Here is a 22,822-nt window from a genome sequence, read left to right on the forward strand (position 1 = left end):
ATCAATCATCCGGCGATTCTATAAGCTCCGTGTCAGCCGGAGAATCCCCAAACCGCAAAAAATCATTGATTCATTTATTTATCAACAGTCCCTTACGTGCTGGGCCGCGACTTCCCCCGCATCGCGGAGGTGGAGCTGGACAACCGCGAGGGCACCGGGCCCCTGGTGATCTCCGTTGCCAATGGCGATGGCGGGGAGTTCGCGCACTTCCTGCTGCCCCCGGCCGCCGGGCCCACCGGCGCACCGGTGCCGGTCACCCGGTTCGCCGACAAGGTGGTGGCGGTGGCGCCCGGGCCGGACGGCGCGCTTTACCTGATTTCCCGTTTGAACGCGCCGGCGGGGCGTTTGTTGCGCCTGGCCCCGGGGGACACCAACCTGGCCCATGCCAAGGTGCTGGTGCCCGAGGGCAAGGCGGCGCTGCTGTCCGACCGGGGCTCCCGCTCCCTGGCCGTGACGGACAGCCGCGTTTATCTGCGCCGCATCGAAGGCGGCCCCATCACCGTGGCCATGGTGGCGCCCGCCACCGGCCAGCCGCTGGGCCCGCTGCCCCTGCCGCCGGTCTCCGCCAACCATGAGCTGGTGCCCCTGGCCGGCAACCGCGTGCTCTATGATATGACCACCTATCTCCAGGCCCCCGCCTACGCCATCTATGACGAGCGCCGGCAAAGCATGGACGAGACCAAGCTGTCCGCCGCCGGCGGGCTGGATTTCAGCGACGCCGAGGTGGTGCGCGACGCCGCCACCTCCGCCGATGGAACCTCGGTGCCGGTCACCATCGTCATTCCGAAGGGCGCGCGCAAAGGGGGCAAGGCGCCCGCGCTGCTGACCGGTTACGGCGGCTTTGGCGTCAGCCTGACGCCGGCTCAGCTCACGGCGGAACAGCGTCTGTGGCTGGATGCCGGCGGCATCTACGCCATCGCCAACTTGCGCGGCGGGGCGGAATTCGGCGAGGCCTGGCACGACGCCGGCCGCCTGACCAACAAGCAGCATGTCTTCGACGATTTCGCCGCCGTGGCCCGCCTGCTGGTGCAACGCGGCTATACCGATGCCGACCATCTGGCCCTGATTGGCGGCAGCAACGGCGGCCTGCTGATGGGCGCCACCCTGACCCAGCATCCGGAACTGGCCCGCGCCGTGGTGGGTAATGTCGGCATCTACGACATGGTGCGGACGGAACTGGACCCCAACGGCGCCTTCAACATCACCGAATACGGCACCGTGAAGGATCCGGCGCAGTTCCAGGCGCTGTACGCCTATTCCCCCTATCATCATGTGAAGGACGGTGTGCGCTATCCCGCCGTGCTGCTGGCGACGGGGGAGAATGACGGCCGCGTGAACCCCATGCATTCGCGCAAGATGGTGGCCCGGCTGCAGGCGGCGGACCCTGCCGGCCTGCCCATCCTGCTGCGCACCACCGCCAATGCCGGTCATGGCCATGGCAGTTCCCTGGCCGAGCGCGTGGCCCTGTCGACCGACATCTACGGCTTCCTGTTCGACCAGCTGGCCATGACCTTGCCGCTGCCGTCTGCCAAGTGACGTATTAAGCCGGATGGCGCATTAAGGCTGTCGCGGGCGGTACGGCTGGCCCATAGTAGGGGCCTGTTTTTCCTGATCCTGTTCCCCCGCAAGGAACCGCCTGGTGCCATGACGTTCCCGCCTGCCGCCCCGCCGCCATCCCCCGCTCCGGCGGATGGGATGGACTGGCTGGACCCCGCCTGCCGGTTGGTCCAGGGTGGCCAGTCCCATGATCGGACGGCCTTGCTTGAGCGGGCGCGGGACCTGGCGGGCCGGCTGCGGCCCACCGCGCGCGTGGCGGCGGTGGCGGCCACGCCGCTGGCTGTGGCGGTGGCCCTGCTGGCGGCCCGCCTGCTGGACGCGGAACTCTTCCTGATGCGGGGCACGGCGGTGCCCACCGGGGTGGACGCGGTGGTGGATGCCGACGGCGGGGTAACGCGCCCCGGTGGTGCTGTGCCCGGGGGCCCGCCCGGCTTCGCCCTGGTGCTAGAAAGCTCCGGCACCACCGGTACGCCCAAGCGTCTGCGCCACGCTTTCGATCGGCTGGCGGCCCGTATCCAGGGGGGGCGGGGGCGGGGCAGCGTGTGGCTGGCCACCTTTGACCCCGGTGGCTATGCCGGCTTGCAGGTGCTGCTGACCGTGCTGCGCGGTGGCGGGACGCTGGTGGCGGACGACGCCTCCGACGTGCCGGCGCTGGCGGACCTGGCCCAGCGCCATGCCGTCACCCACATCAGCGCCACGCCCAGCTTCTGGCGGGCCTTCCTGCTGACGGGGAAGACGCCACCGCTGAAGGCCGTGACCCTGGGGGGCGAGGCGACGGACCAGTCGTTGCTGGACCGGCTGGCGGCCGCCTTTCCCAACGCCGCCGTGCGCCACATCTATGCCAGCACAGAGGCGGGTGCCCTGTTCGCCGTCACGGACGGCCGCGCCGGCTTCCCCGCCGCCTGGCTGAAGACGGGGGTGGAGGGTACCGACCTGGCCGTCCGTGACGGTGTGCTGTGGGTCCGGGGGCCCCGGCTGGCCACCGCGCTGGCCGGCGGCCGCCTGCCGACCGATGCCGATGGCTGGTATGGCACTGGCGATCGCGTGGAAGTCGTGGGTGACCGGGTGCTGTTCCGGGGGCGTGAGGACGGTGTGGTCAACGTCGGCGGCGTGAAGGTCATACCCGATGAGGTGGAGGCGCTGATCCAGGCGGTGCCGGGCATTGCCGACGCCGCCGTGCGGGTGCGGGCCAGCCCCATTACCGGGCAGCTGTTGACGGCGCAGGTGGTGGCGGTCCCGGACCAGGATCCCGAGGCCCTGCGCCCCCGGGTGGCGGCGGCCCTGGCCGGCCTGCCGGCGGCGGCCCGCCCCCGGCGGCTGGAATTCGTTACGCAACTGGAACTATCCCCGTCGGGCAAAAAGAAACGGGTGCAGGAATGAGTGATCATATCATCGTCACCGGCGGCAGCCGGGGCCTGGGCTTGGCGTTGGTGCGCGCCCTGCTGGCGGATGGCTGGCGCGTGTCCACCTGCGCCCGCAGTCCGACGGCGGAGGTGGAGGATCTGGCGGCCCGCCACGGCGACCGCTTTCTGTTTCAGGTGGCGCAGGTGGGCGACGCGGGCCAGGTGACGACCTTCGTCGATGCCGCCACGGCTTGGGCCGGCGGGCTCTATGGCCTGGTCAACAATGCCGGCATCGCGCGCGAGGGCATCCTGGCCACCTTGCCCCAGGTGGAAATCGACACCCTGATCCAAACCAACCTGAACGGCGCCATCCAGGCGGCCCGGGCCGCCCTGCGGCACCTGCTGCGCCGCCCCGCCACGGCGGAACCCACCGGCGGACGCATCATCAACATCTCCTCCATCATCGGGCAGCGCGGCTACACCGGCCTTGCCGCCTACGCCGCCACCAAGGCGGGAATGGACGGCATGACCCGGGCGTTGGCGCGCGAGGTGGGGCGGCGGGGCATCACCGTCAATTCGGTGGCGCCAGGCTATCTGGAGACGGAGATGTCGTCGACGCTCGGCGCCGGCCAGCGCGACCAGATCATCCGGCGCACGCCGCTGGGCCGCCTGGGCACGGCCGACGACGTGGTGCCGGTGGTGCGCTTCCTGCTGGGCCCCTCCGCCGCCTATATTACCGGGCAGACCCTGGTGGTCGACGGCGGCATCAGTTGCTGATGGGAGATGGTTGATGGCGTTGGCCCGGTTGAACGGCGTGGCGGTGCGGGGCATCGTCTCGGCACTGCCGGCCCGGGTTGAGGATACGGCGGATCTGGCCGCCCGCTTCGGGGAAGAGGCGGCACGCCGCCTGGCCACCGCCACCGGCATCCATGCCCGCCATCTGGCGGCGCCTGGCCAATGCACATCCGATCTGGCGGTACCGGCGGCCCAGGCGCTGTTGGACGGGCTGGGCTGGCCGGCCGACAGCGTCGATCTGCTGGTTTTTGTCAGCCAAACCCATGATCAGGTGCTGCCGGCCACGGCGTGCCTGATGCAGCGGCGGTTGGGCCTGGCCAAGAGCGCCGCCGCCTTCGACCTGTCGCTGGGCTGCTCCGGCTATGTCTATGGCCTGTGGGCGGCCGGGTCGGCGCTCGCCTCATTGCTGCCCCGGGCCGATGGGCGGCCGGCGCGGGCCCTGCTGCTGGTGGGTGACACCACCAGCCATATCCTGGACCCGGACGACCGGGCTGTGGCGCCCCTGTTTGGCGACGCCGCCGCCGCCACGGCGCTGGAGATCGACGCCGCGGCACCGCCCATGATCGTGGATGTGGGCACGGACGGCGCCGGTGCCCCCTATCTCATGGCCGCGGGTGGGGCCATGCGGGTGCCCGACCAGCCGCCGCGCCTGTTCATGGACGGCACCCAGGTCTTCGCCTTTACCTTGCGTGAGGTGCCGGGCGCCATCGCCGCCACCTTGGCCGCCGCCGGCTGGACCGCCGCGGATGTGGACCGTTTCGTCCTGCACCAGGCCAATGAAATGATGCTCCGCCGCCTGGGCCACAAGATCGGCGCCACGGACGAACAGCTGGTGCTGGCCCTGGCCCGCCATGGCAACACCAGTTCGGCCAGCGTGCCACTGGCCTTGACCGACGCGGTGGCGGCCGGTCTCAAGGCGGGGGCCTTGCGGGTCCTGTTGTCCGGATTCGGGGTGGGATGGTCCTGGGCCACGGCGGCGGTCACCTTGGGGCCGCTGGCCGTGTGCGAGACCATTGTGTTGCCGGCCTGAGGAAAGGCCGAACCTTATTCCTCGACGGCGGGGGCGGCCACCTTGCGGCGGCGGCGCACCACCTCCACCGGCGGCTTGGGCGCCGGCGCGGCCTCGGCCGTTTCCTTGATGTCGAAAAGCTTACGGCACAGCTTCAGGGCGCGGTAGTTGTTGCCCTCGCGCACCAGCGTCTGCACTTCGTCGAACAGGTCGGCCTTGTCGGGATGCTGGACCCGGGCTTCTTCCAGGATGGCGGCGAAGTGCACCATGTTGGTGCTGGCGTCCTCGGGGAAGATGTAGATCAGCTGGATGATGAAATAGAGCCGCTTCTCGATGGTGTCGCAGTTCTCTTCCTTCAGGATTTCCCGGCCACGCAGGAAATTCACCTTGTTGTAGAAGAACAGCGAGACGGGATGATCGCCGATGCCGATGACGGCGCCGTTGACGATCAGCTTTTCTCCCGGACGTAACACCAGTTTCAGCGGCAAGGGGGCAATCCTTCCTTCAGAACGCAGCCCTCGGGGCCGTGGCCCCGGGTGAGGGTCCAGCCGTGGTGGGCCGGACCGGGCAAAACCTTAAACGAATGAAGCCGCCCGAATGGGCGGGCGTATGCGCGCACCCCTAGGAATTACGGCAGCAGACCCCGTCCGGTCATCAAAAAACCGCCGGCCGCCGGAATTGCCCGGCCAAAAAAGAAGGTGGCGGACGTTGCCGTCCGCCACCCTCCGTACTTCCACGCTTGCGCTGATCTATTAGAACAGCTTGAGGATGGACTGCTGAGCCTGGTTGGCCAAGGACAGGGTGGTGACACCCAGGGACTGCTTGGTCTGCAAGGCCAGCAACTGGGCACCGGCTTCGTTCTGATCGACCTGCGTCAGGTTGTCGGCACCGTCCTGCAACACATTGTTGAACGCGTCGGTGAAGTCCGAACGGGTCTGAATGATGTTCAGGTTGGTGGCGAGCGTCTGAGAGGCGGAGCGCAGAACGTTGGTCGCGTTGGTCAGCTGGGCCTGGGCCTTGTCGATGTCCGCGCGATCCAGGAAATTGTTCTGGGCGTAGTCGACAGCCAGACCCTGGCCCGAGGTGGTGACGTTGGTCGCCGCCACGGTCAGGCCGCTGCTGTTGTTTTCGTTGAACTGGACGCTCAGGTCGTTCGACGTGCCCGCCGCGGTGGTCTGGGCGGTGCTGATGTTGGCGGCGCTGTTGGCGCTGGCCGCCTGCCGGACGTTCTTGGCGTCAACGTTCAGACGAACGGTGCCGGTGTCGAACGAGAAGGCGTTTTCACCATCCGACAGCTTGGAGTCGCCGCGCTCGTTGGTACCGGAACGGGTCACGGAGACGCCGTTCAGGTCCGTGGCGGTCACGGAAACGTCCACGTTCTTCTCGATGGTGGACGTGCCGTTGCCGGCGGTGCCCAGCGCTTCCAGCGAGGCGCGATCGACGGTGAAGGACACCACCGTACCCGACGAGAAGGACAGCGAGATGTCCTTGGTCAGGGCGTTGGACGCCGAGGTGCCCAGCGAGAACGAGGCGGCGGTGCCAACGTTGGCGCCAGCGGTGATGGTGAACGTGTTGAGGTTCGAGCCGGTGCCGGCGGTCAGCGAAAAGCCCGAGAAGGCGCTGCCGGCGGTAGCCGCGGCGGCGGCGATCACGCCCCTCAGGTTGTTGGCGATGTTCTGCTCACGGACCGAGGTGTCAGCGGACGCCACGTCACCCGCCGAGGCGGTGTAGGCGAAGGACGTACCGTTGATCGTGGCCGTGAAGGTGTCGCCCTGCTCGATGTTGCCGGTGATGGTCACCTGCGAAATCTGGGCAGTGCCCGACGTACCGGGCTTTTGCAGGCTGTTGGTGGCGGACTGAGTGTTGTCGAAGAAGTTGATGGTCCGCGACTCGTCGCCTTCCGTCACCACGACGCTGCGCTGCTGGCCGACCGAGCCGCGGGTCTGGATGGAGATGTCGGAGAAATTGCCGGTGCTGGAGCTCAGCTTGCCGGAAACCTTCAGGCCGAAGACACCGCGGGCGGTCTCGGCGTTGGCGATGTCGCCGGCGGCACCGCTGATGGCACCGGTGCCGGAAATCTTCACCGAGTAGGTGTCGGCGCCGGTGATGTTGGTGACGCGGGCGTTCGAGATCGAGGTGATCGAGTTCGCGGTTTCGATCGTGGTCGAGGTGGCGGCGAACGACTGGCCATTGCCGGCAACCAGGTTCTTGCCCGAGTAGCCGCTGTCACCCGCCAGCTTGTCGATCTGGTCCTTGATGCCGTTGAACTGGTCGGCCAGCGACTTGCGGGTCGCGATGGCACCGGCGTCCGTGCCCAAGTTGGCATAGGCGGTCGTCAGCAGGCCCTGGGCCTGGGTCACGAGCGACTGGATGGAGGTAATGCCCTGGCTGCCAGCCTTGATCGTGCTGACGGCCTGCGACATGCCGTCCTTCAGGGTGGACAGGTCACTCGCGCGCTGATTCAGGCTCTGCGCGGCGAAGAAGGCGGTCGGACCGTCAAGGGCGGAATTGACCTTGTTACCAGTCGCCAGCTGGTTTTCCAGCTTGCTGGTCGAGGTATTGGTCTGCTGCAGCAGCAGCAGGTTGGTCCGCATGCTGGACGAAAGCTGAACGGCGTCAGACATAAAAAATCTCCTTTGGAGAGGGTATGTGTCGCCCGAGTTTTTCGGACACGTTAAGTGATGACTGGTTTCAACGGCGGAGTCAAGGCACGATTGATAAAATTTTAGACGTTTTGTCTATATATCAGGATTTACCCGTCGTGCCGGCCTTCACCGCGATGGTTCAATACACCACCACCTGTTGACAGATCCTTAACATGGATCAAAGCGACCCGATAGCGGTATCAGCGGCACGCCGCGCCAGGTCGGCGGCCACCCGGGCCATGACCGGACGCCAGTCCCCGCGCGCCTCCTGCCGATAGAGGCGGGCGCTGGGGTACCAGTCGCTGTCCGTGCGGCCCAGGCCCCAGCGCCAGTCGGGTATCTGCGGCAGAATGACCCACACCGGCCGCCCCAGGGCTCCAGCCAGGTGGACCGGGGCGGTGCAGGGGCTGATCAGCAGGTCCGCTTGCCCGAGGATGGCGGCGGTATCGGCGAAATCCTTGATGTCCGGGGCCAGGTCGGTGAAGGCGGCGGGCAGGTCCGCATCCGCCAGGTCTCGCCGCCCATCGCCCATCTGGATGCTGAAGAAGTGTGCCCCCGGTACGCGCAATACCGGCGCGAAGGCCGGCAGGCGGGGGGATCGCCAGCGGTCGCCGGTGAAGTTGGGGTTGCCGGCCCAGACCAGCGCGACCTTCAGGGCGGCGGGGTCCGCCATGGCCCCCCGCAACCGGTCACGCCAGCGCGCGCGGCGATGGTCTTCCCCCGGCAGCCCCTCCAGCGAAAGGTAAGGGACCTTGTTGGGAATGGGGGCCAATCCGGCCTGGAAAAGGCCCGGCAGGCTCATAACGGGACACTGCAGGTCGAAGGCGGGCAGCGGCTGGTCCGTGGGCGCCAGCTCCAGCCGGCCAGGATGCACCAGCCCCTGGAACAGGGCCGCAAGCTCCGGCGGTGTTTCCACCAGCAAGCGGCCGCCCCGGGCGGCGACGAGCGGCAGATAGCGCGCCGCCATCAGCATGTCACCCAGGCCCTGCTCGATATGGACCAGCAGGGTCCGGCCCGGAAAGGGCGCGCCGTCCCAGCCTGGGCGGTCGAAGGTGCGCAGGGGGTTGGCGCGGCTGTGGCGGCGCCATTCGTACAGCGGCCAGCCCTTGGCGTATCGGCCCAGCAGCAGGGATACCAGCGCCAGGTTCCAGTTGGCCTCCACCGCGTCGGGCTTGACGGCCAGCGCCTTTTCCGCCGCCTGGGCCGCGTCCTCGAGTCGACCCAGGTCGTACAGGGCGGCGCCCAGGGCCGTCCAGGCGCGGTGGAAAGCGGGATCAAGGGCCAAGGCGCGGTGGTAGGCATCGACCGCGCCGTGCAAATCGCCCATGGCCCGCCGGCCCATGCCGACATTCAGCCAGCCGCCGACGAAAGCGGGGTTCAGCCGCACGGCCTCCTCATAGGCGGCCAGGGCTTCGGCCGGCCGTTGCAGTTCGGCCAGCACGGTGCCCAGGTTGGTGTGCAACTCGGGTATCCGGGGGAACAGGGCCAGTGCCTGGCGGTAGCTGGCCGCCGCCTCGTCCAGCCGCTTGGCCGCCTTCAGCGCGCCGCCCAGGTTGGACAGGGCTTCGCCGTATCGCGGATCCGCGGCCACCGCCGCCTGGAAGGCGGAGACGGCTTCCGCGTTTCGCCCCGCCGCCAGCAGGCAGACGCCCAGGCCATTCCATGTTTCGGGACCCGGCGCCAAACCGCTCCCGTGCCGGGCGGCCACGGCCTGTTCATAGAGGGGCAGCGCGTCGGTGGCGTGCCCCTGCTCCAGCAGGGCGGCGGCGCGGCGCTCCTGCAATGTCGCCAGGGCATCGGCGGCCTGCGCATGGCCCGATTCCATCTCCAGCACGCGCCGATACAGCGCTTCGGCGGCATCCGGCTGACCCAGGCCCTGGCGCACCGTGGCCAGCAGCAGGGCGATGGCGGGAATGTCTGGTGCCAGGTAATAGGCCCGTTCCAACCGGGCCAGCGCCACTTGGCCGTCCCCGCGCTGGTGGGCCGCCATGCCCCAGAGATAAAGCGCCTGGGCATGGTCTGGCGCCACGGCCACCACGCGGCCGTACAGCAGTTCCGCTTCCGCCAGGCGGCCGGCCTCATGGTGGTCCAGCGCCAGCTTCAGCCTGTCTTCAACGGTAGCCATAGTGATTGTGCCGTCCCGGCCGGTGCTCTGCGCGATAGGCCCGCAGCATGGCCGCGAGCGGCATGCCGGTTCAAAACAAATCGCGGACCGGATCGTAAAAGCGGGCGGGCCCCGCCCCTTCCAGGAGGAAGATGGCTATTGGCTGTACGGGAGAAGGCGTCAGGCGACCACGTTGACGGCCGCGGCGCCCAGGGTGACCGCCGCCACCGTGGGGCTGATCAGGGCGCTGCCCGATCCACCGCCGCCCGTGCCGGTGGACGTGCGGGAGGAGGAGGCGGTGGGGCTGGTGTTGGACGACGCGTTGCCCGCCGCCGACTGGTCGTTTGAGGGGGCCGTCACTCCGGCCGGCAACAGCGGGTTGCCACCCTTGTAATGCGGGGCGCCGGTTGCGCGCAGGCGGTATTGCTCCACCACATGGCGGGAGGGGATTTGGTAATCGACGGCACCGGTGGTGCTGTCGCGGAACTGGGTGATGGCGATGGCCGCCTCACTGTCATATGTCACGACCGGGCTGATGTACGCGGGCGCGGATAGACGTGACGTCGTCTCCTCCCCCGCCGGGGAGGCTCCGCCGAGCCCCGCCGGGGAGGTTCCCCCGGGGGCGGCGCCAGGCGTGGATGAACCGGCCGAGGTCGTCTCGGCCGAAGTGTCGGTGGCATAGCCCAAGGTCGCCAGGGTCCCGCTGGGGAACTGGGCATAGGCGGAGCCGGTGCTTAACACGCCATCCAGGGCCATGGACTTCGGTCCTTGGTTAGGAGACAATCGGAAATATTCGACACGTCCCCCTGTAAGGGACGTGCGCAAGCCAGGAAGACATCGGTTCTGTCCCCTTGTTCCACCTCTGGTTTCGCGGGGCTTCCCACGGACGAGTCCTTGAAGGAAGATCGGCGAAAAGGCGGCCGGGGGTGGCGGATTCACGCCACAGTAAATTTTTCAATAATAACTTTAACAAAATTGACGCGGCCGCACAAATTTTTTTCGCAACTCTACCGTTAGGATAGGACGCAGCTTCGCCCCGCTTGCGATCAGAGATTGCGCCGAGGGCTGGGTTTCGATGTGCGAGCAATCAAAAAGATAATATTCTCAGGGTGTTGGTCTCGCAGCCAGGTCGATTGCCACCTGGCGTGCCGTGGCTGACCAATCGCCCCAACTCTCTTGACGATACAGGCGCAGGGTGGGGTACCAGGGGCTGTCGGCGCGATCGCGCAACCAGCGCCAGCAGCCGTCGGTGCGGGACAGCACCCATACCGGCCGGCCCAAGGCCGCCGCCAAATGGGCGACCGCCGTGTCCACGGTGATGACCAGATCCAGGCAGGCCACCAGCGCGGCGGTGTCGGCGAAGTCCCGCAACTCCTCCGTCCAGTCCAGCAGCGGAAAGGGGGACGTGGCCGCCTGCGCAGCGGGGGCGCCTTTTTGCAGGCTGATGAAACGGACGTCATCCGCGGCGGCCAAGGGGGCCAGCACCGCCAGGGGCACGCTGCGCCGTCGGTCGATCAAGGCCGATACGGGGTCGTCCGGGCGGGGGTCGCCCCCCCACACCAGGCCCACGGCCCGCATCCCCGGGGGCACGGCCTGGGCCAGTCGCGCCCGCCAGCCGTCCACTGGCGGTGGCGTCAGATAGGGGCACTGGGCTGGAATGGTCTCCAGCGTCGTGCCCAGGCGGTGCGGCAGGCTCATGAGCGGGACGCGGGCATCCCAATCGGCGCTGCTGACCATGGCACCGGGCGGCACCACCGTCACGCCGGGCAGGCTCAAGGCCATCAATCGCGCCAACGCCGGCTGCACCATGAGGCCGACGCGGGCCAGGCCCAACCGGTCGGCCGCCCCCGCCAGCAGGGCGGCGTAGCGCGCGAACTGCAGCGTATCGCCGTGCCCCTGCTCGGCATGCACCAGCAGGCGTGTGCCCGCCATCGCCGTCGGATCCGTTCCCCGCCATTCCGGCAGGATGGTCAAGCTGGGGTCCGGCGGCGGCATCTGGCCGGTCTGGTGGCGCCATTCATATTCCTGCCAGCCCGTGGCCAGGTCACCCGCCAACAGACGGGCCAGCGACCGCTGCCAGTGCACCGCCGGTTCACCTGGCGCCAGGGCCAGCGCTTTGAGATAAAGCGCTTCGGCCCCGTCGTCGTCGCCCAGGTCCTTCAAGACCGTGGCCAGATTGGTCAGCGGCCGGTGGTCGTCCGGTGCCGTGGCGACCGCGCGGGCCAGCACGTCCGCCGCCTCCGGCAGCCGGCCCTGGGCGTGCAGCAATACGCCCCGGTGATTCAGCACCTCCGACCGGCCGGGTTCTTGCGCCTCCGCCTGGTCCAGCGCGGCGGCGGCGGCATCGAAGCGGCCCAGCCGGGTTTCCAGGAAGCCCAGGTTGATCAGGATTTCGGCCGTCTCGTTCGCCATGCCGGGCAGGGCCAGGGCCCGGCGCAGGGCGTCGGCCGCCGGCTCCGGCTGGTTCAGGGCCATCAGCGCCAACCCCAGCCGGGCCCAGCCCTCACGCCGGCCGGGATCCAACTCCACCGCGCGGCGGGCCAGGGTGGCGGCGATCGTGGCCCGATGGCCGCTGGACCCCTGGGCGGCGGCCCCCTGGCTAGCGGAGAGGTGGCCGGCGGAGAGATGGTCGCCGGCCCGGTTCAGCCAGAGGCTCGCCAGGTTGCGCGTCGCGCCGGCGTGGCCGGGCCGCCGCCGCAGGACCTCGGCGAACGCGGCTTCCGCCTCGTCCGTCAGGCCGGCCCGCGTCAGGGTCACCGCCAGGTCATCCAGGACGTCGATATCGTCCGGCGCCAGGGCGGTGGCGGCCTTCAAGGCCCGCACGGCGGCCGGCGCGTTCCCGGCGGCGGCCAGGGCGCGGCCCCGCCGCCGCTGCCAGCCCGCAGCCTGGGGTGCGTGCGGATTGAGGCCCACGGCCTGCTCCAGGCAATCCGCTTCCAGCGCGGGGTGGCCCAACGCCGCGGCCGCGTCGGCGCGGGTGACGTGAAAGGCGGCGGCGGCCGGCTTGGCCCGCGTGGCCTGGTCGGCCAGGTCCAGAGCTTCCTCCGCCCGACCCGTCTGCAGGCACAGCACGGCCAAAAGGTTCAGCGTATCGCCTTCCGCCGGTGCCACAGCCAGGATGCGGCGATAGATCACCTCGGCATGGCCCAACGCGCCCTCGCGGTGATGGCGCAAGGCCTCGTTCAGGGCGTCGGTGATGCTGGCCATGGGACTTTCCAGAAGGTAGCCGGGAGCTCAGCCCCGCGCCACGGCGCGGTCGGACACGAAGGGGTTGGTGCGCCGCTCCTGGCCGAAAGTCGATGGCTCGCCATGGCCTGGCAGGAAGGTGATGTCGTCACCCAGGGGGAACAACTTCTCACGAATGGACCGGATCAGGGCGGCGTGATCGCCACGGGGGAAATCGGTACGGCCGATGGAGCCCTGGAAAATGACATCGCCCACCACGGCCAGGCGGGAGGGCTGGTGGATGAAAACCACATGGCCGGGGGTATGGCCGGGGCAATGCACCACATCCAGCGTCAGTTCACCCACCATGACGGTGTCGCCGTCGTCCAGCCAGCGGGTGGGGGTGAAGGGCTTGGCGTACAGCATGCCATACTTGGCCCCGTCTTCCGGCAGGCGGTCGATCCAGAACTTATCCTCCAGCTGCGGCCCCTCCACCGGCACGCCGGTCGCGGTCGCCAGGTCCGCCACGGCGGCCGCATGGTCGACATGGCCGTGGGTTACCAGGATGCGTTCCAGCGTCAGGCCCTGGCGCGCCAGGATTTCCTTGATCTGGGTGACCCCGTCGCCAGGGTCGATCACCGCCGCCCGCTTGGTCGCCGTACACCACAGGATGGAGCAGTTCTGCTGGAACGGCGTCACCGGCAGGATGGCCACCTTCAGGGGCGGCGTGTCCGGCGCGGGCTTTGCGGCGGCGTCCGACGCGGGGGGCACGATCTGGTCCGGCATGGCTGTCCTCGGGCGGTGGGGGGCGGAAGGGCGCTTTCCCGTCATACCCCGCCGGGCACCGGCAGGTCCAGGTTTAGCCGGACTTGCGGGCCGCCAAGGGCGGTCACCCGGCGACCGGTGCCACCGCCGGGTGTGGCGGTGGCCAAGGCGTGCCAGCGACGCCACATCCCGGGGGCGCCTGGCGTGTCCTGGCCGGCTCTCAAGAGAGGATGCGGAATGAAATGGCGGTGGGCGGCGAAGCGCTGGCTCAAGCGTGCCGTCCATTATGAGCGTGGGAAGACGAACTCCTTGCCGGCAACCCGTCATCTTCAACCCAAAAGAGGTCGGAGTCCGATGCGGTACTCCTTATGACATTGGCCAACCGGTCTATGACTTCGGGGCCAGTAGCAAATCCTTAAGCACTTCCCACCGAGACTGCCTTCGTGGGTGGAAGGAGCGGGGTTATGGATATCGTCGTGATGCGTGCCGGGGCCGTGCTGGTGGCCGACGCCGCCCACTTGGCGGGATACTGGCCCGCCCTGCTGACCGTCACCCTGGCCGCGGCCATGGCCGTACGCGAGGTGCTGCGCCGCCGGGCGGCGGCCCGCGCCCGCCGGATGCCCGTGGCCCCGCCGCCAACCGACCGCTTGACGGAAATGAGCCGCATCCTGGCGACGGAGGTGGCCCAGCGCCGCCGATCGGAAGTCATGCTGGTCAGTGCCCGGGCCCAGCTGGGTGAAGCGCAATCGCAAATGATCAACCGCCTGCGGTCCGCCAGCGCCTTGCGGGATAACGAAACCGCCTCCCACACCGACAGGGTGGGGCAGATGGCCCGTCATTTGGCGCTGCTGGCGGGATGCGATGCTGAATTCGCCGGCCAGCTGGCATTGGCGGCCCCCCTGCATGACGTGGGCAAGATCGGCATCCCCGACGCCATCCTGTTGAAGCCCGGCCCCCTGGCTCCCGCCGAATGGGATGTGATGAAGACCCACACCACCATCGGCGCCGGCATCCTCATGGGCAGCGGCCTGCCACTGCTGGATCTGGCGGGGGAGGTGGCCCTGTGCCATCACGAACGATGGAACGGCCAGGGTTATCCCCGGGCGCTGAAAGGCCCCGCCATTCCCTTGTCCGGCCGCATCGTGGCCCTGGTGGACGTGTTCGACGCGCTCATGTCCGCCCGGCCCTATAAGGAGCCCTGGCCCCTGTCGCGGGCCCTGGCCCATATCACCGGCGAGGCCGGCGCCCATTTCGACCCGAACCTGGTGCGTCTATTCATGGATCAGATCCAGGATTTCGTCGCCATCCGGGAGCGGGACCGCGACGATGAGGCGATGCTGGGCGCCGACCAAGCCCTGGATTGGGAAGAGATGGCGTCCGCCCAGGTGATTTCCCTGCCGATGCGCTGACCGTCTCCAATCCATTTATTAAAACACCGAGGGGCGGGGCCGTCCCGGCGCCCGCCTTTTTCATGCCCGGCTCATGTCGGCCGCGGGCGGGTGACCGCATAGGCGGATTGGCGGATGGCGCGTGACGGGTGCGGCCGTTACCGTGGGACCGGTCAAAAAGGATCCCATCAGGGACACCCGAACCGGTAAAAGGCGGACGCCCATTTCTTTTCAGATGGTTGCGGCCCCGCCGCTTAGGGTGGCGCCGCATGGTGTGCCAGGCTTTGTCCGGGGCATACCCGTGCCCTCATGAAGGGCGGCGGCAAAATCGGCGTCTTAATCGTTCCTGCAAGCGACAGCTTTTGACGGGTCGTCCGTATAACGACAAAAGCGCACCTAATTCGTGTCGCCCTGCGGAAGAGATGGCTGAAGTGCCAAGGGGTGGCCCCGGTGTCCGGGCGGTTTTGGTCCGGAGCCAGGATTGGTTGCAGCGTTGCATCGGTGTGTTGGGCCCGAGCGATCATGAGCGCCATTTCTGCAATGGCTCAGGTTGATTTCGCAACCATCCGGCGGATCCCGCGTCCGGCTGATGGCGGCGGGGATCGGCCGGGAGACAGCGGATCTGGTGGTTTCGGGCGGTTTCGTCCCGCGTTCCTGGAAGGGGCACGACCAGGGGCGCGGGGCCAAGCCAAAGAAGTGGATTTGCAGAAATGAAGATCAAAAGCGTCATCGTGATCGAGGTAGAGGCAGACGATTTCGTGGCGGCGGGTGACCACCAAGCGGCGATCCGCCGCCTGTTCGAGCCCATCATGGCCACCTACCCTCAGGCCAACCTCACATTCTCGCAAGTGAAGCAGCGCGCGGCTTCCCAGGTGCGGCCGTCCCTGCGCCTGGCCTCCAACACGGGGAACATGCACCATTATGACAGCTAATCAGAACGACCACCGCCATCGGCAGCGCAGCGCTCCCCTGGCGGCCCTGGAAGCCATGCGGGCGGTGGATGAGCAGTTCTCACTGCAGGAGGCCTGCGGTTTCCTGTACATCTGCGAGAACGAAGGCATCAGCCTGCGCGAACTGGGCATGCTGCTGCGGGCGCAGCCGCACACCGTGTCGCGCATCGTCGCCCGCCTCTCCACCGGTTTCGGCAATCGCGCCTCGGATCTGGTGGAGGCGCGTACGCTGCACCATGACAACCGCGTCCGCACCCTGCACCTGACGGAACGGGGCCGCACCTTGTGCCGCACCCTGAACAGCATCATCGTGCAGGCGGTTCCCATCCTGGATGATGGGGAAGGCGCCCCGGCTGCCACCCGGTCCGCCGCCGGCGCCACCTGGGTGTCCGCCTCGGCCTGATATGAAGTCGCGATCCCCGGCGGTGGTTGGGCCGCCGGGGCGCGCGCCGGGGCGAGCCTTGTCCCGTGTTGCTCAGTCAGCGACCTTCAGGGCCAGCTTGCCGAAATTCTCACCCGTGAACAGCTTCAGCAGCGTGTCGTGGAAAGCGGCCACGCCACCTTCCACGATGTCTTCGCGTGATACCAGCCGGCCTTCCCTGATCCAGCCGGCGATCTCCGCCACCGCCTGCGGATAGCGGTCGGCATAGTCGAACACCACCATGCCCTCCATACGGGCGCGGTTGACCAGCAGCGACAGATAATTGGCCGGTCCCTTCACCGCGGTGGTGGTGTTGTACTGCGAGATGGCGCCGCACACGACGATGCGGGCCTTGCGCGCCAGCTGCGCCAGCACCGCCTCCAGGATGTCGCCGCCGACATTGTCGAAATAGACATCCACGCCGCTGGGGCAGTGGGTGCGCAAATCCTTGCGGATGTCGCCGGCCTTGTAGTCAATGGCCGCGTCATAGCCCAGCGTCTCCACCGCGTAGCGGCACTTCTCCGGCCCGCCGGCGATGGCGACGGTGCGGCATCCCTTGATCTTGGCGATCTGGCCCACGACCGCGCCCACGGCGCCGGTGCCGGCCGAAACCACCACCGTGTCACCCCGCTTGGGCTGGCCCACGTCCAGCAGGCCGAAATAGGCGGTCATGCCCGGCATGCCCAGCGCGCTCAGGTGCACGGGCAGGGGCGACAGGGCGGGATCGACCTTGGTCAGCGCCTTGGCCGACAGGGTGGCGTATTCCTGGACGCCCAGCGCGCCGCTGACATGGTCGCCGACCGCGAAGGCGGGGGCGGCGCTGGCCACCACGCGGCCGATGCCGCCGGCGCGCATGACCTCACCCAGGCCCACGGGCGGGATGTAGGACTTGCCCTCGTTCATCCAGCCGCGCATGGCCGGATCCAGCGACAGGTACAGGGTCTGCACCAGCACCTCGCCCTCGGCTGGCGGCCGCGCCGGCTCTTCCGTGCGCTGCCAGTCGCTGTCCTTCGGCAGGCCGACGGGCCGCGCCGCCAGGCGGATCTGGTGGTTGGTGGGGGTGCTCATGGGGCGATCTCTTCCCTATCGGAGGGCCGGTGTGCCCCGGCCTTGGCTGACGCGGGATGAAGCCTAACGCCAACCGGGGCGGAGCGGTATATCGAAAATCATCGATGCGATTTTATTTCGCACAACATATTGGCGGCAAAGAAACGGCGGACCTGACGGCCCGCCGTTCCCGACACGTCATTGAAATTAAGCCAGTCAGAAGTCGGCGGTCACACCCAGGAAGAACGTCCGGCCCAGGGTGTCGTAGATGCCCGGGAAGGTGTTGCCATTGCCGTAGTTTGAGGTGCCCGACACGCCATAGACGTTGCTGTCCAGGATGGGCGGGTCCTTGTCGAACAGGTTGTTGACGCCGAAGCGGACCGTGTAGTGGTCGTACAGCGTGGCCGACAGGGCGATGTCGAAGTAGCTGTAGCTGTTGATGCGGCCGTCGGCCTTGTCGTAGTCACCCGACAGCAGGGCGTTGCTGGTGTTCTGGTCCAGCTTCACGCCGCCGATGTACCGCCAGTTGCCCGACAGGTCGACGTTCCACGGCGTCTGCCAGGTGATGCGCATGGTGTGGCGCCACATGGGCATGGGCTGACCGCAGGTCACGCCGAACAGGCCCCGGCAGTTGTAGGCGCTTTCGCCCGGCTGCTGCTGCACCAGGTAGTTGGCCATCCAGGTGCCGTTGAAGGTGAACAGCACCGAACCGCGGTCCTTGACGTTCAGGTCTTCCAGATCGACCAGATAGTTCAGGCCGATGTCCACGCCCTGCTCGTTCAGGTAGCCGGTGTTCAGCTCGGTATCGATGATATAGCCGCCGGTCAGCGCCAGGCTGCCGTTGCTGGCGCGGTGCACCAGGCTGCAATAATAGCTGTCGCCGCCGTTCAGGCACTGGTTCAGCACGGACGAGGCCGATAGCGTGCTGATCAGGTCGGTCACCCGGATGTCGAAATAGTCGACAGTGGCCGAGAAGTTGCGCAGGAAGGTCGGGGTGATGACGGTGCCGATGGTCCAGGTGTCGGCCGTTTCCGGCTTCAGCGCGGTGTTGCCGCCGGTCAGGACGTTACACTGCGAGGACGTGCATTCCGCGATAGTGCCGTACTGGGCGGCGGTGACGCCGGTGCGGGCGCACTGGGCCAGCGTGGCCGACGGGCTGGAGCCCGCGCATGGGTCGGAGGCGGAGGTGAGGCTGACGGTCTGGGTGGAGTACAGCTCCAGGATGCTGGGGGCGCGGACGGCGCGGTTGTAGCCGCCGCGGAAGCTGAGGTCGGACACGGGCGCGTAGGTCAGGCTGGCCTTCCAGCTGTCGACCACACCGGAGGAGCTGTAGTCCGACCAGCGGTAGCCGGTGTCCAGCACCAGGGCCTTGGCCCACTCCCGGCCCTCGATCAGCGGCACGCGCAGTTCGCCGTAGAGTTCCTTCACATCGTAGGAGCCGCTGGAGTCTTGGGTGGCGCCACCGGAGCCGGCCAGGTCGCCCGAGGAATTCTCCTCGTCCACCTTCAGGTTCAGGCCTTCCTTTCGGTACTCGGTGCCGAAGGCGATAGCGACCGGATTGTTGGCCAGCGGGCTCTGCATCCCGAACCGGCCGAAGTCGCCGATGATGGACCCTTGGACCACGTCCTGGGTGACGTTGCCTTCCTTGAAGGAGGTGGTTTTGATGTAATTCCAGGCGTCGCTGCTGATGCCGTTCAGCGAGAAGATGTTCAGCGGCACGCAGTTCAGGTCGGTGCCGTCGACGACGGACTGGCAGGTGGCCACCCCGTTCACGTTCACTACCTGCAGGGCCTTCTGGACCTTGGAGATGGAAACGTCGTTCTCATAGTGCTCGGTATAGATCACTTCCGAATGCTGGGCCGAGACGTCATAGCTCCAGCCGCCGCCCAGGTCGCCCTTGGTGCCGATGACATAACGATAGTCGGTGTGGCGGATGTCGTCGTACCGCTCCTGCCCCGATCCGCCGAAGCGCAGGCCGATGGTGCCCGACCAGTTGGTGCTGGTGCCGGCGTTGCTGCCGCACAGCGCCGTGGCTTCCGACGCCGACATCAGCGGGTTGTCGCAGTTGATGTTGTACAGGGCGGAATTGAAGATGGCCGACGGGGCGATCTGGGCCCGGGTGTGGTCGGTCATGAACATGAAGTCGGTGTAGACGTCGAACGCCGGGCTGATCTCATAGTGCGCGAAGGCGCCGCCGGTGTAGCGCTCGTCCTGGCGCTGCAGGTAGTTGTAGGGCCCGTAATTGTAGGACAGGGCGTTGGTGTAGGGCAAGAAGGTGGACGACCCGTCCGGGTTCAGCGACAGGCCGGTGCCCGAGCCGTTGGTGCGAAAGCGGCCATAGGTCGTGTTGCTTGACCCCTGGCAGACATGGCTGTCGTTGTCGGCGCCGGAAACGGAGAGGGAGCAAGCGGACCAGTCGCGGCTGGACTGCTTCACCGGTTCGGTCCAGCGGTAGGTGGCATAGGCGGTGACGTTGCCGCGGTTGTTGGGGGCGTTGGCGCCGATGACGAAGCTGCTGTCACGGACGAAGCCGTCGAACTGGCTGCCCGGGACGGACACGCCGAAGTTCTTCAGCGCCGTCTGCGCTTCCTTGTTGTTGTTGTCGTGCTGGGCGGCCGACAGCTGATAATCGACCTTCACGCCCTCGAAATCGCGCTTCATCTTGAAATTCACAACGCCGGCGACGGCGTCTGAGCCATAGACAGCCGAGGCGCCGCCTGTGACCACATCCACGCTGTCCACCAGCGCCGCCGGGATGAAGTTCACGTCGGCGTAGGGATAGGCGGGATCGCCGCCGGCCATGCGGCGGCCGTCGATCAGCACCAGGGTGCGCGACGGGCCCAGGTTGCGCAGGTTGATGGTGGCCGTGCCGCTGGCGCCGTTGGACACGCCCTGCGTCTGGTCGGCGGTGACGCCCGGCAGGCGGTTCAGCATGGTCTCGACGTTGGTCGTACCCTGCAGCTTCATCTCCTTGTCGGTGACCGTGGTTAGCGGGCTGTCGCTGCTCAGGTTCGCGGCCTGCTTGATGCGCGACCCCGTGACGACGATTTCCTGCAGCTCGTCATCCGCGGCGGCGGCGGTGCCCGCCATCGCCATCACGCATGCGGCCATGGAACCGGCCAGCATGGTCCCCATCAACGTCGTCGACGTGAGCAAACGTCCCCGGTCTGTCATTTTCTTCACTTGTCTGTTCTCCACCCAACCGCCTGTAACGGCGTCTTGACGGTCACGCCGGCAATCCCCGTGCTGAAAAGGGGCCGAGGCTGCCGGATCGCTTGGAGCAGAGTTTTTGAGGAATGAAAAACGAGCGTCAACTAAACGCGATAATAACGGCGCATATGGCGAGTCAATGTCACGTTTCAGTGACACTTAATCTTAATAACGCATCGTGATTTTGGTAACTGCTTCGTAACTGGCATCATATTTATTTTGATCGTGCGATCAGTATTAGATGCAATGTCGTGCGGTCCATCGCGGAAGATTGCACAACGGTGGTGCAATTAGGCGCCTTTCCAAAAGGTTAGGGCTCACATCCCTAGCATTGTGGCCAAAGTTGTGCTGCCATGGCGGTGTTAAGGCGCCTACAACGGGGAGCAACGATGCAGCCTGATGTCCCAGCCCAGCGGTCCAATGCGGCCGCCATGGCGGCCATGAAATCAGGCAATTACGCGGAGGCGCACGCCATCCTGGACGAGGCCTTGCGCCAATCGCCCGGGGAACTGTCGCTGTGGCTGAACCTGGCGGCGGCCCGCCGCGCCATGGGCCGCCACGCCGACGCGCTGGCGGCGGTGGACCATGTGCTGACGGTGGAGCCACGGCTGTTCATGGCTTTGCTGATGCGGGCGTCGCTGTTACAGGCCCTGGGCCGCAAGCGCGAGGCGGGCGAGGCCTACGGCGTGGCCGTGGCCCTGGGCGAGACGCAGCAGAATTTGGATCCGCCGACTCAGCGGGCGCTGGACCAGGCGCGCAAGGCCCACGCCGCCTATATCCAGGACATGGCGGATTTCCTGCGCCCGGTGGTGGACCAGGGCGCCGCGCGGGGCACCAGCGCCGACGCCCGGCGCATGGCCTTCTTCACCGACCAGGTGCTGGGCCGGCGCAAGGTCTACCCCCAGCAGCCGACGCACTATCACTACCCCGACATGCCGGCGATCGAGTTTTATGATCGCGAGGAATGCCCGTGGCTGCCCACGCTGGAGGCCGCCACGGCCGACATCCAGGCGGAATTGGCCGCCATTCTGGCGGAGGAGGCGCTGGCCGACGCCTTTGTGCCCTACATCGACTACCGCGACGGCCTGCCCCTGGACCAGTGGGCGGAACTGAACCGCTCCCCCCGGTGGAGCGCCTTCCACCTGCTGCAGCACGGCCTGCCGGTGCCCGGCAACGCCGACCGCGCGCCTAAGACCATGGCCGTGCTGGAGCAGATGCCGCAGCCGCGCATGATCCGCCGGTCGCCCGCCGCCATGTTCTCCATCCTGAAGCCACGCACCCGCATTCCGCCGCATACCGGTGTCGCCAACACCCGCCTGGTGGTGCACCTGCCCCTGGTGGTGCCGCCGGGCTGTGGCTTCCGCGTGGGCAACCAGACGCGGGAATGGAAGGTGGGGGTGGGCTGGGCCTTCGACGACACCATCGAGCATGAGGCCTGGAACGATAGCGACCAGGTGCGGGTGGTCATGATCTTCGACATCTGGAGTCCGCGCCTATCGGCTGCCGAGCGTGACTTCATCGCCCACATCATGGCGGCCATGGACGATTTCCAGGTGCAGCAGCCGGAGGCCGCGGGCGGCTTCGGCGCCACGCCGCTGACGCCCCAGGCGGTGGGCGGCGGCTTCTCCAGCCTGTGACGCGGCCAGCTCAGTCGGTGGCGTAGGCGCGCAGGAACACATCCACCGCCGAGTCCGCCGCCGCGTCGATGGCGGCGGGACCGGGCTTCTCCTTGGCGTCCAGCATGACCAGGTCCACGTGCTCGGCCTCCACCAGGCCACGGAAGTGGGCGGCGGCGCGATCGGCGTCGGTCCGGCGCAAGCGGCCGCGGTCCATCAGAATGGTCAGATAGGCGGCGAACTTCGACCAGCCCACCTTGGGGCCGTTCTCATACAGCAGCCGCCCAACCTCGGACCGCGCCGCTTCCGACACCGCGATGCGGCGGATGGACATGGCCCAGGGCGACAGGACGAAGCGCAGATAGATGCGGCCCAGGCGGGTCAAGGTTTCCCGCACGTCATCGTCGGGGTTCAGCGCCTCGAACGAGGCCTGCTTCATCTCCGCCGCGGCATGCGCCATGACGGCCACGAACAGTTCCTCCTTGGACCGGAAATAGCTGTACAGCGTGGCCTTCGACCCGCCGACCCGCGTCGCCAGCTCGGACATGGAGGCGGCGGCGAACCCGACCTCCTGGAACAGGGCGCCGGCGGCGTCCAGGATGGCTTGGCGGCGGGCTTCGGTCTTCACCTTCATGATGGTGCGCATTTCCTAAAGGCTGGCCAGCCGGTTGGATTTGGTGGGCTGTGGTCGATGGCGGCGACCATGCCCGTACGGTCCCGCGACGGCAAGGCGTAACATTTCATAACTGAACCGTACGGTACGTTTATGGCTTGACCAGGGCGCCGCGCAAGCCTATAAAACCAAAC

17 protein-coding genes are annotated in these 22,822 nt (G+C 67.5%); 8 read left to right on the forward strand and 9 right to left on the reverse strand.

Annotated elements, in window-relative coordinates; translation table 11 throughout:
• Positions 1–96 precede the first annotated feature (96 nt).
• From FBZ89_RS27455 to FBZ89_RS27470, 4 genes are all read left to right on the forward strand, one after another.
• Complete coding sequence (locus FBZ89_RS27455) at positions 97–1,536, forward strand: prolyl oligopeptidase family serine peptidase (protein WP_246172656.1); 1,440 nt, start codon at positions 97–99, stop codon at positions 1,534–1,536.
• A 108-nt stretch (positions 1,537–1,644) separates the two neighbouring features.
• Complete coding sequence (locus tag FBZ89_RS27460) at positions 1,645–2,937, forward strand: AMP-binding protein (RefSeq protein ID WP_246172670.1); 1,293 nt, start codon at positions 1,645–1,647, stop codon at positions 2,935–2,937.
• Positions 2,934–3,677 (forward strand): SDR family NAD(P)-dependent oxidoreductase, encoded by a 744-nt coding sequence (locus FBZ89_RS27465; protein WP_186457612.1) that lies wholly within the window; start codon positions 2,934–2,936, stop codon positions 3,675–3,677. Before FBZ89_RS27460 ends, FBZ89_RS27465 begins: the two co-directional genes overlap by 4 nt.
• A 13-nt stretch (positions 3,678–3,690) precedes the next feature.
• On the forward strand, positions 3,691–4,725 hold the full coding sequence (locus FBZ89_RS27470; RefSeq protein ID WP_145753976.1) for a ketoacyl-ACP synthase III: 1,035 nt from the start codon (positions 3,691–3,693) through the stop codon (positions 4,723–4,725).
• Between the two features lie 14 nt (positions 4,726–4,739).
• Here FBZ89_RS27470 and FBZ89_RS27475 read toward each other — a convergent pair whose 3' ends face one another.
• From FBZ89_RS27475 to FBZ89_RS27500, 6 genes are all read right to left on the reverse strand, one after another.
• On the reverse strand, positions 4,740–5,192 hold the full coding sequence (locus tag FBZ89_RS27475; RefSeq protein WP_004274053.1) for a flagellar biosynthesis repressor FlbT: 453 nt from the start codon (positions 5,190–5,192) through the stop codon (positions 4,740–4,742).
• A 264-nt stretch (positions 5,193–5,456) separates the two neighbouring features.
• A complete protein-coding gene (locus FBZ89_RS27480; protein WP_145753977.1) occupies positions 5,457–7,328 on the reverse strand; it encodes a flagellin N-terminal helical domain-containing protein in 1,872 nt (623 codons plus the stop codon).
• 199 nt (positions 7,329–7,527) lie between these two features.
• Complete coding sequence (locus FBZ89_RS27485) at positions 7,528–9,474, reverse strand: tetratricopeptide repeat protein (RefSeq protein WP_145753979.1); 1,947 nt, start codon at positions 9,472–9,474, stop codon at positions 7,528–7,530.
• Between the two features lie 159 nt (positions 9,475–9,633).
• A complete protein-coding gene (locus tag FBZ89_RS27490) occupies positions 9,634–10,209 on the reverse strand; it encodes a hypothetical protein (RefSeq protein ID WP_145753981.1) in 576 nt (191 codons plus the stop codon).
• A gap of 348 nt (positions 10,210–10,557) precedes the next feature.
• The gene (locus tag FBZ89_RS31990) at positions 10,558–12,660 is read right to left on the reverse strand and encodes a tetratricopeptide repeat protein (protein WP_145753982.1); all 2,103 of its coding nucleotides are present in this window, start codon (positions 12,658–12,660) and stop codon (positions 10,558–10,560) included.
• 27 nt (positions 12,661–12,687) lie between these two features.
• Complete coding sequence (locus FBZ89_RS27500; protein WP_145753983.1) at positions 12,688–13,404, reverse strand: MBL fold metallo-hydrolase; 717 nt, start codon at positions 13,402–13,404, stop codon at positions 12,688–12,690.
• A gap of 443 nt (positions 13,405–13,847) precedes the next feature.
• On the opposite strand from FBZ89_RS27500, the gene FBZ89_RS27505 reads away from it, so the two are divergent.
• From FBZ89_RS27505 to FBZ89_RS27515, 3 genes are all read left to right on the forward strand, one after another.
• Positions 13,848–14,792 (forward strand): HD-GYP domain-containing protein, encoded by a 945-nt coding sequence (locus tag FBZ89_RS27505; RefSeq protein ID WP_145753985.1) that lies wholly within the window; start codon positions 13,848–13,850, stop codon positions 14,790–14,792.
• A 689-nt stretch (positions 14,793–15,481) separates the two neighbouring features.
• Positions 15,482–15,703, forward strand: a complete 222-nt coding sequence (locus FBZ89_RS27510; RefSeq protein WP_040842923.1) for a hypothetical protein — start codon at positions 15,482–15,484, stop codon at positions 15,701–15,703.
• Entirely contained in the window at positions 15,693–16,124 is a 432-nt protein-coding gene (locus tag FBZ89_RS27515) for a helix-turn-helix domain-containing protein (protein WP_145753987.1), read from the forward strand. The genes FBZ89_RS27510 and FBZ89_RS27515 overlap by 11 nt, the downstream gene beginning before the upstream one ends.
• Before the next feature lie 72 nt (positions 16,125–16,196).
• Here the strand turns inward: FBZ89_RS27515 and FBZ89_RS27520 are convergent, their stop codons facing one another.
• Positions 16,197–17,210 (reverse strand): NADP-dependent oxidoreductase, encoded by a 1,014-nt coding sequence (locus tag FBZ89_RS27520; RefSeq protein WP_145753989.1) that lies wholly within the window; start codon positions 17,208–17,210, stop codon positions 16,197–16,199.
• 195 nt (positions 17,211–17,405) lie between these two features.
• A complete protein-coding gene (locus FBZ89_RS27525; protein WP_246172672.1) occupies positions 17,406–20,315 on the reverse strand; it encodes a TonB-dependent receptor domain-containing protein in 2,910 nt (969 codons plus the stop codon).
• Positions 20,316–20,788: 473 nt separating this feature from the next.
• Between FBZ89_RS27525 and FBZ89_RS27530 the strand changes: the two genes are divergently transcribed.
• The gene (locus FBZ89_RS27530) at positions 20,789–22,036 is read left to right on the forward strand and encodes an aspartyl/asparaginyl beta-hydroxylase domain-containing protein (protein ID WP_211115375.1); all 1,248 of its coding nucleotides are present in this window, start codon (positions 20,789–20,791) and stop codon (positions 22,034–22,036) included.
• 10 nt (positions 22,037–22,046) lie between these two features.
• Here FBZ89_RS27530 and FBZ89_RS27535 read toward each other — a convergent pair whose 3' ends face one another.
• A complete protein-coding gene (locus FBZ89_RS27535) occupies positions 22,047–22,649 on the reverse strand; it encodes a TetR/AcrR family transcriptional regulator (RefSeq protein ID WP_186457613.1) in 603 nt (200 codons plus the stop codon).
• Positions 22,650–22,822 lie beyond the last annotated feature (173 nt).

The sequence above is a fragment of the Nitrospirillum amazonense genome, from assembly GCF_007828045.1.
GTDB classification, from domain to species: domain Bacteria; phylum Pseudomonadota; class Alphaproteobacteria; order Azospirillales; family Azospirillaceae; genus Nitrospirillum; species Nitrospirillum amazonense_C.